This window comes from Sulfitobacter sp. IGS-18 (genome assembly GCF_059628195.1).
Map to the genome: position 1 here is coordinate 2,237,278 of NZ_CM184556.1, position 13,627 is coordinate 2,250,904.

The window sequence follows — 13,627 nt, forward strand, 5'->3', positions numbered from 1 at the left end:
GAGTATACCTGATGTCTAATGCATTCACCGACCTTCTTGCCGAAAAAGGCTTTCTGCTGGCCGATGGCGCCACCGGGACCAACCTGTTCAACATGGGGCTGATGTCCGGCGATGCGCCCGAGATGTGGAACGTCGAAGAGCCGCAGAACATCATCAAGCTCTACCGCGGCGCGGTGGACAGCGGCAGCGACCTGTTCCTGACCAACAGCTTCGGCGCCAATGCCTCGCGCATGAAACTGCATGGCGCGGAAAAGCGGGTGCACGAACTGGCCCGCGTCTCGGCCGAACTGGCGCGCGAGGTGGCGGATACCGCCGGGCGCAAGGTGATCGTGGCCGGATCCGTCGGCCCCACCGGCGAGATCATGGAGCCGGTCGGCACCCTCAGCCATGCATCAGCGGTGGAGATGTTTCACGAGGCCGCTGACGGTCTGAAGGCCGGCGGGGTCGACATCGGCTGGCTGGAGACGATCAGCGCCCCCGAGGAATACAAGGCCGCCGCCGAAGGTTTTGCCCTGGCCGGTCTGGACTGGTGCGGCACGATGAGTTTCGACACCGCCGGGCGCACCATGATGGGCGTCACCTCGGAAGCGATGGTCGACATGGTGCATGGGCTGGACAACCGGCCGATGGCCTACGGCGCGAACTGCGGCACCGGTGCATCGGACCTGTTGCGCACGGTGCTGGGCTTTGCCGCCAAGGGCGGCACATTGCCGATCATTTCCAAGGGCAATGCGGGCATTCCGAAATACCACGACGGTCACATCCATTATGACGGCACGCCGGAGCTGATGGGCAAATACGCGGTGATGGCGCGCAATTGCGGGGCCACGATCATCGGCGGCTGCTGCGGCACCATGCCGGAGCATCTGGTGGCGATGCGCGCGGCACTGGACAGCCAGCCCAGGGGCGCGGCCCCGACCCTTGAGGAGATCGTCGCGACGCTGGGTGATTTCTCCTCTGCCAGCGATGGCACCGACGGCCAGGGACCGGTGCGCGCGCCGCGCAAGGGGCGCCGCAGGGGCTGACAGAGGGGCTGACCCCGGCACGGCGGGGCGGCAGAACTGGCAGGCGGTTAACCCGTGGGTTACGCAACACATTGTTAACATTCATTTTTATTCCGTTAACGCGGCGCGCGCTGCGCTTCGAAAAGCCGGGGAGCGGCCCGGCTTGCGCCCCACCCGCTAAAACAGTGACATCTGCGCGGTTTCCTTTTGTGGCGGCTGGAACAGGTCGCAGCGCATCGGGCTGCCGCGCGACTTCAGGCCCAGGCGTTTGACCGCCACGTTGAAGCGCTGCGCGACCATCTCTGCATAGGGACCCTCGCCGCGCATCCGGCGGTGCCAGCTGGCATCATATTCGCGGCCGCCATGCATCTCGCGCAGGCGCGACATGATGCGCCCCGCCCGGTCCGGGAAATGCTGCGCCAGCCAGTCCTGCACCAGCGGCGAAACCTCGCGCGGGAGGCGCAGCATGATCCAGCTTGCATGGCGCGCCCCCGCATCCCGGCCCGCCCGCAGGATGCTTTCCAGCTCCGGATCGGTCAGCGCCGGGATCATCGGAGAGGCCATGATCCGCACCGGAATCCCCGCACCGGAGAGCGACCGGATCATCTGCAGCCGCCGTTGCGGGGCGGGTGCGCGCGGCTCCATCAACCGGCTGAGCCTGGCGTCCAGCGTGGTCACCGAGATGCCGACCCGCACCAGCCCGCGCCGGGCCATGTCCTCCAGAATGTCGATGTCCCGTTCGATCAGCGCCCCCTTGGTCACGATGGCAACGGGATGCCCCGCATCGGACAGCACCCGCAGGCAGGCGCGCATGATCTCATGCTCCCGTTCGATCGGCTGATAGGGGTCGGTATTGGTGCCGATGGCAATCGGCGCCACCTTGTAGGATCTGGCGGCCAGTTCCCGCTTCAACACCTGTGGCGCATCGGGGCGCGCCACCAGGCGGGTTTCGAAATCCAGACCCGGCGACAGACCAAGATAGGCGTGGCTGGGACGTGCGAAACAATAGACACAGCCGTGTTCGCAGCCGCGATAGGGGTTGATCGACCGGTCAAAGGGCAGATCGGGCGAACTGTTGTAGGTGATCAGACTGCGCGGCACCTCGATCGCGGTCTGGGTACGCAGCACCGGCAGGTCGGTTTCCGGCGTCCAGCCGTCATCGACCTGCACCCTTTCATGCCGCTCGAACCGCCCGGCATGGTTGCTGCCCGCCGCGCGCCCGACCACCTTGAATCGCCGATCTTCCCTGTCCATGCCCGACACTAGAACAAAATGAGAACGCGGACAATGCAAATCCGCCGCCCGGCGCACTTGCGCGCCTTGTCTCCCCTGCGCGAAAAAGCGTAGTCTGGACCGGATCGCGTCGCGCTTTACGCGGTCGATGTCGCAATTCGCTCTTCTGACCGGGGGATTTCGTGACATGTAGGCAAAAGCGCACCGCACCTGCACAGACGGCAGAAGGAACCACCATGTCTGACGACGAAGATATCATCCTCTCCGAACTCGATGACGAAGAGCTTGTACAGCAGATGTTCGACGACCTCTATGACGGTCTCAAGGAAGAGATCGAAGAGGGCGTAAACATCCTTCTGGAACGCAAGTGGGAGCCCTATGACATCCTGACCAAGGCATTGGTCGGCGGCATGACCATCGTCGGCGCCGATTTCCGCGACGGCATCCTGTTCGTTCCCGAGGTGCTGCTGGCCGCCAATGCGATGAAGGGCGGCATGGCCATCCTCAAGCCGCTGCTGGCCGAAACCGGCGCGCCGACCATCGGCAAGATGGTGATCGGCACGGTGAAGGGCGACATTCACGACATCGGCAAGAACCTTGTCGGCATGATGATGGAAGGCGCGGGTTTCGAGATTGTCGATCTGGGCATCAACAACCCGGTGGAAAACTATCTTGAGGCGCTGGACCGCGAGGGTGCCGACATCCTTGGCATGTCCGCCCTGCTGACCACCACCATGCCCTATATGAAGGTCGTGATCGACACGATGGTCGAACAGGGCATCCGTGACGATTACATCATTCTGGTCGGCGGCGCGCCGCTGAACGAGGAATTCGGCAAGGCCATCGGCGCAGATGCCTATTGCCGGGATGCCGCAGTGGCGGTGGAAACCGCAAAGACCTGGATGCACCGCAAGCACAACAGGGCTGCCTCCGCCTGAGTGCGCTGCCCGGCTGATTGAATGACAAGGCCCCCGAAGCGGATTCGGGGGCCTTTTTTCATCCGGGAGAGCTGCCCCTTGTCGCGGGTCCTGCCTGCCCGGGTCTTTTATATGGGCTGGCAAGTCTTACCTTGGGATTGAAAGAGAGGTTCCATGCCCTTCAAGCACCTTGCCCTGCTCCTTGCCCTGGTGATTGCCGCCGCTGCGGTCACCATCTGGCTGGGAATGCTCGCCGCCCCGGCCCTCGGCCTGCCACAATCCGCAATGGCGCTGGTGCCGCTGGCCCTGCTGGCCATTGTGCTGGTCCGGCTGCTGCGCGGCCGGTCCAGACAGAAATAGGATCAGGCCCTGCCGCGTGTCAGCCAGACCATCACCGCCACCATGACAATGCCGTAAAGGACATGCCCCACCAGAGCGACCCAGGTGATTCCGGTGAAGTTGAGGAAAAACGGCAGGCCCGCAATCGCCGTGATCCCGCCGATGGCAAAGACCCAGAGGCCAAAGCCATAGACCGCCGCCGGCACGATCCAGGGCCGGCCCTTGCCGATCACCCGGTCCCAGACCGGTTTGAAGATAAACAGCCAGCCCACCGGGTATCCGATCAGCCCCACCAGATAGAAATGCATGAAATAGCCCGCGAAATCGCCATTCGGCAGCCCCAGCGCGCCAAACAGGCTTTTGGCCAGCCCATGCGGCGACAGATTGGCAAAGCCCAGGCCCGGGCTGACCACCTGCCCCCAGAGATCAAACGCCATCGTCGCGAAACAGCCCGATATGAACATCAGCCCAAGCGTGCCCGTGTTCAATCCCGCCTTGTTCGAGTAAACTGCCATTGGTTCCATCCCTGTCTGAAATGTCGTATCTGACCTAGCCAGTTACGCGCCTTCCGTGGCAGCGTGCAACGACACAGAGACACCCACACGCATTGGTTAGAATTGTGACAGACCGCGCGACACCCCTGCCCGACCTCGACCAGCTGACCGAAACCGGCCTGCGGGCAAAGGGCGCGGGCTCGATCCTGCTGATCGCCTGCGGGGCGCTGGCGCGCGAGATCCTGGCCCTGAAACAGGCCAATGGCTGGACCCATCTGGACCTGACCTGCCTGCCCGCCAAATACCACCTCTACCCCGAAAAGATCACCGCCGCCGTGCGCGAAAGCGTCGCCAAACACCGCGACCGCTATGACAGCATCTTTGTGGTCTATGCCGATTGCGGCACCGGGGGACTGCTGCAGGCGGCCTGTGCGGAAATGGGGGTCGAAATGGTCGCAGGGCCCCATTGCTACAGCTTTTTCGAAGGCAACGACGCCTTTGCCGCCAAGGCGGAGGAAGAATTCACCAGCTTTTACCTGACCGACTTTCTGGTCCGTCAGTTCGATGCCTTCATCATGAAACCCATGGGGCTGGACCGGCATCCGGAACTGCGGGACATGTATTTCGGCAATTACGAAAAGCTGGTTTATCAGGCGCAGACCGACGACCCCGAACTGACGGAAAAGGCCCGCGCCTGTGCCGAGGTTCTGGGGCTGGCGTTCGAGCGGCGCTATACCGGCTATGGGGACCTGAAAACGGCGCTGGCCGGTCTTCAGCCCCCGAACACCGGACCGACCTGAGGCGCTGGCCAGGCGGGGCAATCCGGGGCGGGCAAAACGCCAGGAGGACAGCGGCCCTGTCCGGCTCATCCTGCATTTGCAGCGCCGCCGCGCCGCTGACGCCCTCACGCCGTCTGCGCGGCGGTCTCTCTGATCCGTTCGATCATCGCGCGCAGCCCGTTGGAACGCTGCGCCGACAGGTGATCGTTCAGACCCAGGCGGCCCATTTCGGCGCGCGCATCAACGGCGACGACTTCGGCCGGGGTCAGCCCGTTGTAAAGCACCCGCAGCACCGCGATCAGGCCGGACACGATCATCGCATCGCTGGCCCCGTCGAAATGCAGCGTGCCATCGTCGAACTGGGCGTGCAGCCAGACCTGGCTGGCGCAGCCGTCCACCTTGGTTGCAGGCACGCGCAGGGCTTCTTCCAGCGGATCCATCGCCTTGCCCAGGTCGATGACATGCCGATACCGGTCCTCCCAGTCATCCAGGAATTCGAAATCCTCGACAAGTTCTTCGAATGCGGCGGTGGCCATAGATCGGGGTCCTTTGTAACTGCGCGTGTGGTCAGAGGTAAGCAGCAGCCCGGCAAAGGTCCACCCCCTTCCCAAGGACCGGGGAATAGGCTAGTCAAAGATCAAGAAAACACCCGAGGCGGCACCATGCGCAAGACCCTGACCCTTTTGGCGGTCCTCACACTCACACTTTCGGCCTGTGGGGCGATCCGCGACAGTCGGGTCAACCCGTTCAACTGGTTTGGCAAGTCGCGCTCCGTGGCAACCTCTGTCGCGCCGGAACAGACCAATCCGCTGATCCCGAAAGGCGGCGGATTCTTTTCGCGGGCCGGCAAGGAAGAAGCACCCTATCTGGGCCGTCCCTTTGAACAGATCACCGATCTGACGGTGGAGCCCATTCCCGGCGGCGCGATCATCCGGGCCACCGGGCTGGCCGCGCGGCAGGGCATCTATGCGGTGCAGCTGACCCCCCAGAACGAAGAAGAAGAGCCGGTAGACGGCGTTCTGATCTATCGTCTGGAAGGTGTGCGGCCCGACAAGAACACGCCGGTCGGCACCAAACCGACCCGTGAAGTCACCGCGGGGCGCAAACTGACCGATCAGCAGCTGCGCAATGTCCGGGTGATCCGGGTCGAGGGGGCGCTGAACGCCCAGGAAAGCCGCCGCCGCTGACACGATAGCATTTCGGGATATACCTGAATCACTTGTTCGCTCTCCCTTCGGCCCAAAGCGAAAAGTGATATGGGAGGTTTCAAGCCTATCCCGAAACGATGTAGGCACAAGCGCCGCCGCCAGCCTTACGTTTTCTTCAAAGAAAACGGCCCGGAGTTTTCAAAAACTCCGGCGCGCGGCGAGGCACGGTCAGGAAAACGACAGCCGAAAGCGCCGGAACCAGGCACAAGCCCCGCCGCCAGCCTTGCGTTTTCTTCAAAGAAAACGGACCGGAGTTTTCAAAAACTCCGGCGCGCGGCGCGCCACAATCAGGAAAACGACAGCCGAAAGCGCCGGAACCAGGCACAAGTGCTGCCGCCAGCCTTGCGTTTTCTTCAAAGAAAACGGCCCGGAGTTTTCAAAAACTCCGGCACGCGGCAACGCACGGTCAGGAAAACGACAGCCGAAAGTGCCGGAACCAGGCACATGCGCCGCCGCCAGCCTTGCGTTTTCTTCAAAGAAAACGGACCGGAGTTTTCAAAAACTCCGACGCGCGGCGCGCCACAGTCAGGAAAACGACAGCCGAAAGTGCCGGGCCTATAGCGCTTCGGGATATACCTGAAGCGCTTGTTCGCTGCCCCTCCCTTCGGCCCTGGGCGAAAAGTGATATGGGAGGTTTCAATCCTATCCCGAAACGCTGTAAAGCCAGTGGAATCGTTATTTTTCAAACCGTTACAGTTCGACGTTGAAGGAACCGCTCAGGCGGCGGCGGTCACGATGATCTCGACCGTGAAATCGGCGCGGGCCAGCTTGGCCTCGCCGCAGGCGCGCGCTGGGGCCTGACCTGTTGGCACCCATGCATCCCAGACGCCGTTCATCTCTTCGAAATCGGCCATGTCGGCCAGCCAGATGACCGCCTGCAGGATACGGGATTTGTCCGATCCGGCCTCGGCCAGCAGCTTGTCGATGTTGTCGAGGCAATCCTGGGTCTGCTGGGCAACGCTGGCACCGGGCGTGCCGACCTGACCGGCAAGGTAGACGGTGCCGTTATGGGTGACGATCTGGCTCATCCGGGCGTTGGTGTGGTGGCGGGTGATTTGCGACATTTTGTGCTCCTGCAAAGGGTTTGGTGTGAAACCTTGACCGCTGTTAGACCTCAGCTGCTGTCAGACCTCAACAACGATTACGTCGTTTCCTTTGGCCGTCAGCGCAATCTCCCCGTCACACAGGCGCAGGGCGTCATTGCCAAAGACCTCGCGCCGCCAGCCGGAAAGGGCGGGCACATCGCGCAGGCCTGCGGCAATCCCGTCCAGATCCGCGGCGGGGGCGATCAGCTTGGCGGCAACCCCGGCCTGTTCGGTCTTGGCCTTCAGCAGCACGCGCAGCAGATCGGCCAAGGCGGGGTTCACCTGCAACTTGTCGCGGCTGCGGTCGGGTTGGGGCAGATCCTCGGGCTTGCAGGCGATACCTGCCTTGACCGCCGCCAGGATGCCATCGGCGACATCGCCCCGCCGCCCCTCGCGCAGCAACAGGCGCGCGCGGCCCAGCTCTTCGGCGTTGGCGGGCTTGAGGCTGGCCAGTTCGATCAGCGCATCGTCCTTGTAGACCCGGTTGCGCGGCACGTTGCGTGACTGGGCGTAATCCTCGCGGAAGGCCGCAAGTTCGCGCACCACGGCAAGGAACTTGGGCGAGGAGGTGCGTGTCTTGACCCGTTTCCAGGCATCGCGGGGCGCGGTGACATAGGTGCCGGGGTTGGTCAGGATCTCCAGCTCTTCCGCAACCCAGCGGGCACGGCCGCTTTCCTCCAGCCTGTCGCGCAGGAACTCATAGATCTGGCGCAGGAAGGTGACATCGGCCAGCGCGTATTTCTTCTGCGCATCGGTCAGCGGCCTGCGCGACCAGTCGGTAAAGCGCGAGGTCTTGTCCACCCCGGCATGGCAGATCTTGCGCACCAGCGTTTCATAGCCCACCTGTTCGCCAAAGCCGCAGACCATCGCGGCAACCTGGGTGTCGAACAGCGGTTCGGGAAAGACCTGCGCATCGACAAAGAAGATTTCGAGATCCTGCCGCGCGGCGTGGAACACCTTTACCACTGAGGTGTCGCGGAAAAGATCATAGAGCGGGTCAAGTTCGATGCCATCGGCCAGCGGATCCACCAGCACCGCCTTGCTGTCATCTGTCCCCGGCATTGCCAGCTGCACAAGGCAGAGTTTGGAATAATAGGTGCGTTCGCGCAGAAATTCCGTATCTACAGTAACATAGGGATGATTGGCGGCCTCGGTGCAAAAGGCGGCCAGGTCGGCGGTGGTGGTGATCGTTTTCATGAATTCACTTCGTGACTGCTGGTTTGATCACAGCTACAGCAAGTCCGGCATCATTGCCAGTCACCCCTTGAGGGTGACCGGGCTGCGGTCTCCGGCGGCAAAACGGCGCAGGACGGCGGGATAAAGCCTGTGTTCGAGGGTCAGCACCCGTGCGGCCAAAGTCTCGGGCGTGTCATCCGGGGCCACGTCAAGGCGGGCCTGCCCCAGGATCGGCCCGTCATCCAGCGCAGCGGTGACTTCGTGTACCGTGCAGCCGTGCTGCGCATCGCCCGCTTCCAGCGCGCGGGCATGGGTGTGCAGGCCCTTGTATTTGGGCAGCAGCGAAGGGTGGATATTGATCATCCGCCCGGCCCAGGCATCGGTGAACCCTGCCGTCAGCTTGCGCATGAAACCGGCAAGGCAGATGATATCGGGCGCATGGGAGGTCAGTGCCGCGGTCATCGCCGCCTCAAAGGCGGCGCGGTCCGCACCGAAAGGCCGGTGATCGACCACCACCGTCGCAATCCCCTGCCCCTGCGCCCAGGAAATGCACCCGGCGTCAGCGTTGTTGGACAGCACCACGGCGGGGCGCGCGGGGTGATCGCCCGTCATGTCCGCCACCAGCGCGCGCATGTTGGAGCCGCCGCCGGAGGCAAAGATCGCAACGCCTTTGGTCAAAGCAGGCTGCCCTTGTAGGTTACGCCGCTGCCTTGGGTGATGCGGCCGATTTCAATCGCGGCGTGGCCGTCGGTGGCAAAGGCGGCCCGGGCGGCCTCGACCTGATCCGGGGAGACCACGGCGATCATGCCGATGCCTGAATTGAAGGTCTTGAGCAGTTCGGCCTCGGCCATGCCACCCTCGGCTGCCAGCCATTTGAAGACCGGGGGCAGGTCCCATGCGCCCAGATCAATCTCGGCCCCCAGGGTGTCGGGCAGGACGCGGGGCAGGTTCTCGGTCAGGCCACCGCCGGTGATATGAGCCAGCGCCTGAACGCTGTCGGCCCGCAGTGCCGCCACGGCACCTTTGACATAAAGCCGTGTCGGCGTCAGCAGCGCCTCGCCCAGCGTGCCCTCGGCCCAGGGGCAGGAATCATCCCAGCCCAGCCCGCTGAGCTCGACGATTCTGCGCACCAGGGAATAGCCGTTGGAATGGACCCCGTCGCTGGGCAGGCCAAGCAGCACATCGCCCTCACGGACCGCGCGGGGCAATTCGGTGCCCCGTTCCATCGCGCCCACGGCAAAGCCCGCAAGGTCGAAATCGCCCGCGTGGTACATGCCGGGCATCTCTGCCGTCTCGCCCCCGATCAGCGCGGAGCCCGAGGCGGCACAGCCCGCGGCAATGCCTTCGATGATGCGCGTGGCCTGATCGAGCTCCAGCTTGCCGGTGGCGAAATAATCCAGGAAAAACAGCGGCTCGGCCCCCTGACAGACCAGATCGTTGACGCACATGGCAACAAGGTCGATGCCGATGCTGTCCACATTGCCGGTGTCGATGGCGATGCGCAGCTTGGTACCCACGCCGTCTGTGGCGGCGACCAGCACCGGGTCGGTGAACCCCGCCCCCTTGAGGTCAAACAGCGCGCCGAAGCCGCCCAGCCCCGACATGACGCCGGGCCGTGCGGTGCGTTTCGCCGCCGGTTTGATCCGTTCGACCAGCGTATTGCCGGCGTCGATGTCCACGCCCGCATCGGCGTAGGTGATCCCGTTTCTTGGTGATGACATGGCATGGCCCCCGGCGCAGTGATCCCGTTCGCGCCGGGGTTAGTGCATCGCCGCCTTTTGCGCAACGGTAAGCCTTGACGAAAGCGCGCCCCGCGCATACCCAAGCGCCCATGGCGGGCCTGTAGCTCAATTGGTTAGAGCAGAGCGCTCATAACGCTTTGGTTGCGGGTTCAAGTCCTGCCGGGCCTACCATTATGCCGCCAATTGCCCTTTTTGTAGCGAATTATGTACCGCGAGAAGGATGCCGAGACAGCACCGCTGCGGTAGGCGCGGTTAGTCTTTGAAGGACTGCGTTGATCAAGCCCACTTCTTTCTATACCCACCGTTCATATTTTAACCTTAGGGCGAGAAAATGATTGAAACGTATGATGTTCGCGACTTCCTGGGAAAGGGAAAGGACCAGTTTCACATTGAAGGCGAGGTTCGCTGCTCCAGGGCCGCAAAGAGCAAGATCAACATCACCCCGATGGGGGCAGCGCCGTCCAAAAGAAGTTTCCAGTTGGAGATTTCCGACGTGAGTTTCGTTGGCGCGGTCCTATTTGGTGTTGGTCCGGGGAAGCACAGATGCGCAATTGAAACCGCTGGTAAATTAAAAGCGGTAATAAATTTTTGGCGGAACTCTGCTCTGTGGATAGGTGAACGAACCACCATCAATAATGCCCGGATATTTCTGGACAATGCGGAAATGAAAGTCGGCAAAGACAACCTTTGGTCCGATGAAATTATCGTCCAGACAAGCGACCAGCATGGCATTCATGATCTTGATAGCGGCTTTATTTTGCGCGCGGGCCGCAGGGAAATGACATTCGAGGAGCACGTGTGGATTGGCAGGCGCGCCCTGATCATGCCGGACGTTCGGATAGGACGCGGTAGCATTGTGGGTGCTGGCAGCACAGTGACGCGTGATATCGACAGCTTTTGCGTCGCCGCAGGCAGCCCCGCCCGCATCGTCAGGAGCAACTCGACGTGGAGCAGGAGCCCGCATAACTTCTCGGAGTATGAGAAGGACTGGGTGGCAGAAAACAGGCCCAGTTAGCGACCGCGACGATCGCCCGTCCTGCCCGGCTTACCACAGCTTCCTTTTTCAGCTTATCGGATCGGGCGCATCCCGCAGCGCCGCCGGTAACACGTTTTGCCCGGAACCGCGGCGACAGGTCAAAATTGTGCCACGTTCCGCTGATATCGCTCATCCGGGTAACGATTAGCAGACGGTTTTTGATGAAATTCGGACTTGTCGCAGGTTTTTGTGGGCTTGGCATTCTGGTTGCAATGGCAATCAGCGGTCTCGGCTTGTTCGCATCCGGGTCCGGCGATTTCATTTTCCCTGCCTCGGACGGCAAAGGCGCGTTGAGCTATCGCTGCGCTGACACGGCAACCACCAGGATATCGCAGGAAAACGCCCGTGCCGCCCATGCGCTCTTTGAGCCTGCTCTGCGGGAGACCGCCCGCATCCAGGCCAAGGCCCTGGTTGTTGCCATGACGTCAAATAGCGTTTCCGCAGAAGTCATTACCGAGTTGCAGGCCCTCATCGCCGAAGCCGACGCGCGGCGGAAAAAGCTACACCGAGAGATACAACAAAAATTCGGCTGCGTTTACCGGGGCAGTACCTGAAGGTTTTCAGGCTCAGGTGCCGTTAAACCGACCGCGCCGCGCTCACATGCCAGTTCACGGTCATCTCCGCCACGCTGTCACCGCTTTCATCGCGAATATCCACCGTCACGTCAAAGGCTGCCTTGCCCTCGGACTTGATCCGTTCCAGCAGCTCTGCACCGGGGGCGGAGGTCTTTGCATGGGCAGTCAGCGTGCCATGCGCGACTTTGACAAAGGCGATCCGTGCGGCGGCGGCGACCGGGCGCATATCCAGAATCACCGGTGCCAGCGCCCCGGCCATGGCGGCGCCCGAGGCGGCCTCGCCCAGGGTGAACATCGCCCCTGCGTGCATTGACTTGATGTGGTTCGACACCTCGTTGCGCTGGTCAAGCCGCGCGCTGGCCGTGCCGTCACCGAGTTCGATCAAGGCGACACCGGTGTGGGTGGCGAAAGGCACGGCGGTATCGAGATGTGATATGATCATGTCATAGGGGGTCATGGCGGGCTCCGTTCCGTTTGGCGTCAGACTGGCCTGCGCCGCGCGCCGGATCAACTGTTCCGCCGGGTCAGCCAGATCACCGCGCAATCGCAATACCGGAAGCCCAATCGCTCCGCGACCCCCACGTCACGGGGCCATGGGGCTGGTCAACGTGCCCATGCGGGTTCCCCTTGATGGCATGACAGCGGTGCCCCTGCCCCCGCGCCATCTGCGGCGCGGGCGCGTCGCCTCGCATGCTGACACGTTGCTTAAGCGCGCTCAGTGGCCCTCCAGTGCCTCGATGCGACGCGCCAGGGAGGCGATCAGGGCTTCCTGCGCGCGGGCTTCGCGTTGCTGGCGGGCAATCGTGCTGTCCTGCTCTGCCGCGCGTTCCTCCTGCGCGAGGGTGTAGAGCGTCAGCTCCTCCACCTTCTTCAGCAGGGTCATCTGCATGGCGGTCATATCAACACCATTGGCCCTGATCTCGGCTTCTGACGGCACATCCGGCAGGTGGCTGTTGGCGTCGATGAAGGCGCGGACCTCGGTCAGCGGGCGCAGGGCGTAATCCTCGGCAAAGACATAATCCGGCACGTTCATGTCGGTGTTGTTGACCACCAGGGTGCCGGTCACCACCACCTCGTCCGGGCGGCCATTGCGGCCCAGGCGCAGCAGGTTGTTGTCGGCAAGATTGTCGATCTTGAGCGGTGTGTTACCCCCCGCGATGCCGATGTTCAGCCGACCGGAATCTTCCTGATTGCGGAACTCCCAGGTGGTCGGGATCTGTCCGTCCTGGCGCAGCAGGAAGGCCGCGTCGGCCCGCTCTCCCCGGGCGTCGAACAGAGCAAAGGCGTCGACGCCATCCGTATTGCTGACGATGTGCAGCTTTTCCTCTGGCGTGTTGGTGCCCAGCCCGACAAAGCCCCCATCGTCGACATATAGTGACGCCGGAGGGGCACCGGTCTCCAACCCCAGCAGCGAAGAGCCGTTGGTGATGTCGGTTATCGCGAAGATCGACGGAAAGCCCTGCATCAGCCACGACTGAGGTGCCGGGGTGGTACTCTCCAGCCGGATGACGGAGGAGCCGGCGCCGACGATATGAAGCTGGTTCTGGGGCAACGTGGTGCCGATGCCGACATCTCCGTCGTCCTGGATATAAAGCGCATTGTTCGGCGCGCCAGCTTCGATCTGGAAGGGCGTGGTGAAGGTGTCGAGGCTGCGGAAATACAGCCGTTCGGGGAAATCGCCGCCGACCTCGATGATCCAGTCGGCCGTCGGAAAGCCGTTGACCGAAGTATCCTCGAACAGCAACGAGGGCTTGGTGTCCTTCATGATCAGGCTGTGAAGGGCGTATTGCTCTGTTCCGTTGCAGGCAACACCGACGCAAAGTCGGCCGTCGATATATTGATCGCCCGTTGCCAATTCGGTCTGCGCGCCTGCAGGCAGGGCCAGCAGGCAGAGAGCCATGACAGTGGCAGGCAGTTTGGTGTTAAAAATCATTTCTGAAAACTCCGATGGGCGTCCGGGCGGGCCGGAGGAATTTGCACAACTTCCTTTTATATTGCCAAGGGCGGTGGGCGGCGCGCAGGCCGCCCCGCCGCATGGG

At 62.6% G+C, this 13,627-nt stretch carries 17 protein-coding genes and 1 tRNA gene; 9 read left to right on the forward strand and 9 right to left on the reverse strand.

Features of this window, described 5'->3' with window-relative positions; all coding sequences use genetic code 11:
* Positions 1 to 11 precede the first annotated feature (11 nt).
* Positions 12 to 1,025, forward strand: coding sequence for a betaine--homocysteine S-methyltransferase (gene bmt / locus ACWNZ3_RS10830; protein ID WP_274577346.1), 1,014 nt, complete (start codon positions 12 to 14; stop codon positions 1,023 to 1,025).
* 156 nt (positions 1,026 to 1,181) lie between these two features.
* Here the strand turns inward: bmt and ACWNZ3_RS10835 are convergent, their stop codons facing one another.
* On the reverse strand, positions 1,182 to 2,258 hold the full coding sequence (locus tag ACWNZ3_RS10835) for a PA0069 family radical SAM protein (RefSeq protein ID WP_496899941.1): 1,077 nt from the start codon (positions 2,256 to 2,258) through the stop codon (positions 1,182 to 1,184).
* A 215-nt stretch (positions 2,259 to 2,473) separates the two neighbouring features.
* Here ACWNZ3_RS10835 and ACWNZ3_RS10840 point away from each other — a divergent pair, with 215 nt between their 5' ends.
* On the forward strand, positions 2,474 to 3,175 hold the full coding sequence (locus ACWNZ3_RS10840; RefSeq protein ID WP_114277321.1) for a corrinoid protein: 702 nt from the start codon (positions 2,474 to 2,476) through the stop codon (positions 3,173 to 3,175).
* Positions 3,176 to 3,328: 153 nt separating this feature from the next.
* Positions 3,329 to 3,514 (forward strand): hypothetical protein, encoded by a 186-nt coding sequence (locus tag ACWNZ3_RS10845; protein ID WP_496899942.1) that lies wholly within the window; start codon positions 3,329 to 3,331, stop codon positions 3,512 to 3,514.
* A gap of 2 nt (positions 3,515 to 3,516) precedes the next feature.
* Here the strand turns inward: ACWNZ3_RS10845 and ACWNZ3_RS10850 are convergent, their stop codons facing one another.
* Positions 3,517 to 4,008, reverse strand: a complete 492-nt coding sequence (locus ACWNZ3_RS10850) for a hypothetical protein (RefSeq protein WP_269361777.1) — start codon at positions 4,006 to 4,008, stop codon at positions 3,517 to 3,519.
* A gap of 104 nt (positions 4,009 to 4,112) precedes the next feature.
* On the opposite strand from ACWNZ3_RS10850, the gene ACWNZ3_RS10855 reads away from it, so the two are divergent.
* Positions 4,113 to 4,787, forward strand: a complete 675-nt coding sequence (locus ACWNZ3_RS10855) for a DUF1638 domain-containing protein (protein ID WP_496899943.1) — start codon at positions 4,113 to 4,115, stop codon at positions 4,785 to 4,787.
* Between the two features lie 104 nt (positions 4,788 to 4,891).
* Here ACWNZ3_RS10855 and ACWNZ3_RS10860 read toward each other — a convergent pair whose 3' ends face one another.
* Positions 4,892 to 5,302, reverse strand: a complete 411-nt coding sequence (locus tag ACWNZ3_RS10860; protein ID WP_269361772.1) for a SufE family protein — start codon at positions 5,300 to 5,302, stop codon at positions 4,892 to 4,894.
* Positions 5,303 to 5,428: 126 nt separating this feature from the next.
* Between ACWNZ3_RS10860 and ACWNZ3_RS10865 the strand changes: the two genes are divergently transcribed.
* A complete protein-coding gene (locus tag ACWNZ3_RS10865) occupies positions 5,429 to 5,953 on the forward strand; it encodes a hypothetical protein (RefSeq protein ID WP_269361770.1) in 525 nt (174 codons plus the stop codon).
* A 69-nt stretch (positions 5,954 to 6,022) separates the two neighbouring features.
* Positions 6,023 to 6,535: a hypothetical protein gene (locus ACWNZ3_RS10870; RefSeq protein ID WP_496899944.1), complete on the forward strand. Its 513-nt coding sequence runs from the start codon at positions 6,023 to 6,025 to the stop codon at positions 6,533 to 6,535.
* A 155-nt stretch (positions 6,536 to 6,690) separates the two neighbouring features.
* Here the strand turns inward: ACWNZ3_RS10870 and ACWNZ3_RS10875 are convergent, their stop codons facing one another.
* The 4 genes from ACWNZ3_RS10875 to purM are packed head-to-tail and all read right to left on the reverse strand — an operon-like array spanning position 6,691 to position 9,956.
* Positions 6,691 to 7,038: a RidA family protein gene (locus ACWNZ3_RS10875; protein WP_269361769.1), complete on the reverse strand. Its 348-nt coding sequence runs from the start codon at positions 7,036 to 7,038 to the stop codon at positions 6,691 to 6,693.
* A 60-nt stretch (positions 7,039 to 7,098) separates the two neighbouring features.
* On the reverse strand, positions 7,099 to 8,256 hold the full coding sequence (gene rnd, locus ACWNZ3_RS10880) for a ribonuclease D (protein ID WP_274577336.1): 1,158 nt from the start codon (positions 8,254 to 8,256) through the stop codon (positions 7,099 to 7,101).
* Between the two features lie 60 nt (positions 8,257 to 8,316).
* The gene (purN, locus tag ACWNZ3_RS10885; RefSeq protein WP_496899945.1) at positions 8,317 to 8,913 is read right to left on the reverse strand and encodes a phosphoribosylglycinamide formyltransferase; all 597 of its coding nucleotides are present in this window, start codon (positions 8,911 to 8,913) and stop codon (positions 8,317 to 8,319) included.
* Positions 8,910 to 9,956 carry a phosphoribosylformylglycinamidine cyclo-ligase gene (gene purM, locus ACWNZ3_RS10890; protein WP_496899946.1) on the reverse strand — a complete coding sequence of 349 codons (1,047 nt, stop codon included), beginning with the start codon at positions 9,954 to 9,956 and terminating at the stop codon, positions 8,910 to 8,912. Before purM ends, purN begins: the two co-directional genes overlap by 4 nt.
* Before the next feature lie 115 nt (positions 9,957 to 10,071).
* On the opposite strand from purM, the gene ACWNZ3_RS10895 reads away from it, so the two are divergent.
* The 3 genes from ACWNZ3_RS10895 (at position 10,072) to ACWNZ3_RS10905 (ending at position 11,567) form a co-directional block, all read left to right on the forward strand.
* Positions 10,072 to 10,148 (forward strand) — tRNA-Ile (locus ACWNZ3_RS10895).
* 160 nt (positions 10,149 to 10,308) lie between these two features.
* Positions 10,309 to 10,992 (forward strand): acyltransferase, encoded by a 684-nt coding sequence (locus ACWNZ3_RS10900; RefSeq protein WP_496899947.1) that lies wholly within the window; start codon positions 10,309 to 10,311, stop codon positions 10,990 to 10,992.
* A gap of 182 nt (positions 10,993 to 11,174) precedes the next feature.
* A complete protein-coding gene (locus ACWNZ3_RS10905; RefSeq protein ID WP_269361763.1) occupies positions 11,175 to 11,567 on the forward strand; it encodes a hypothetical protein in 393 nt (130 codons plus the stop codon).
* A 22-nt stretch (positions 11,568 to 11,589) separates the two neighbouring features.
* Here ACWNZ3_RS10905 and ACWNZ3_RS10910 read toward each other — a convergent pair whose 3' ends face one another.
* Positions 11,590 to 12,045, reverse strand: a complete 456-nt coding sequence (locus tag ACWNZ3_RS10910) for a PaaI family thioesterase (RefSeq protein ID WP_496899948.1) — start codon at positions 12,043 to 12,045, stop codon at positions 11,590 to 11,592.
* Between the two features lie 258 nt (positions 12,046 to 12,303).
* On the reverse strand, positions 12,304 to 13,521 hold the full coding sequence (locus ACWNZ3_RS10915; protein WP_496899949.1) for a hypothetical protein: 1,218 nt from the start codon (positions 13,519 to 13,521) through the stop codon (positions 12,304 to 12,306).
* Positions 13,522 to 13,627 lie beyond the last annotated feature (106 nt).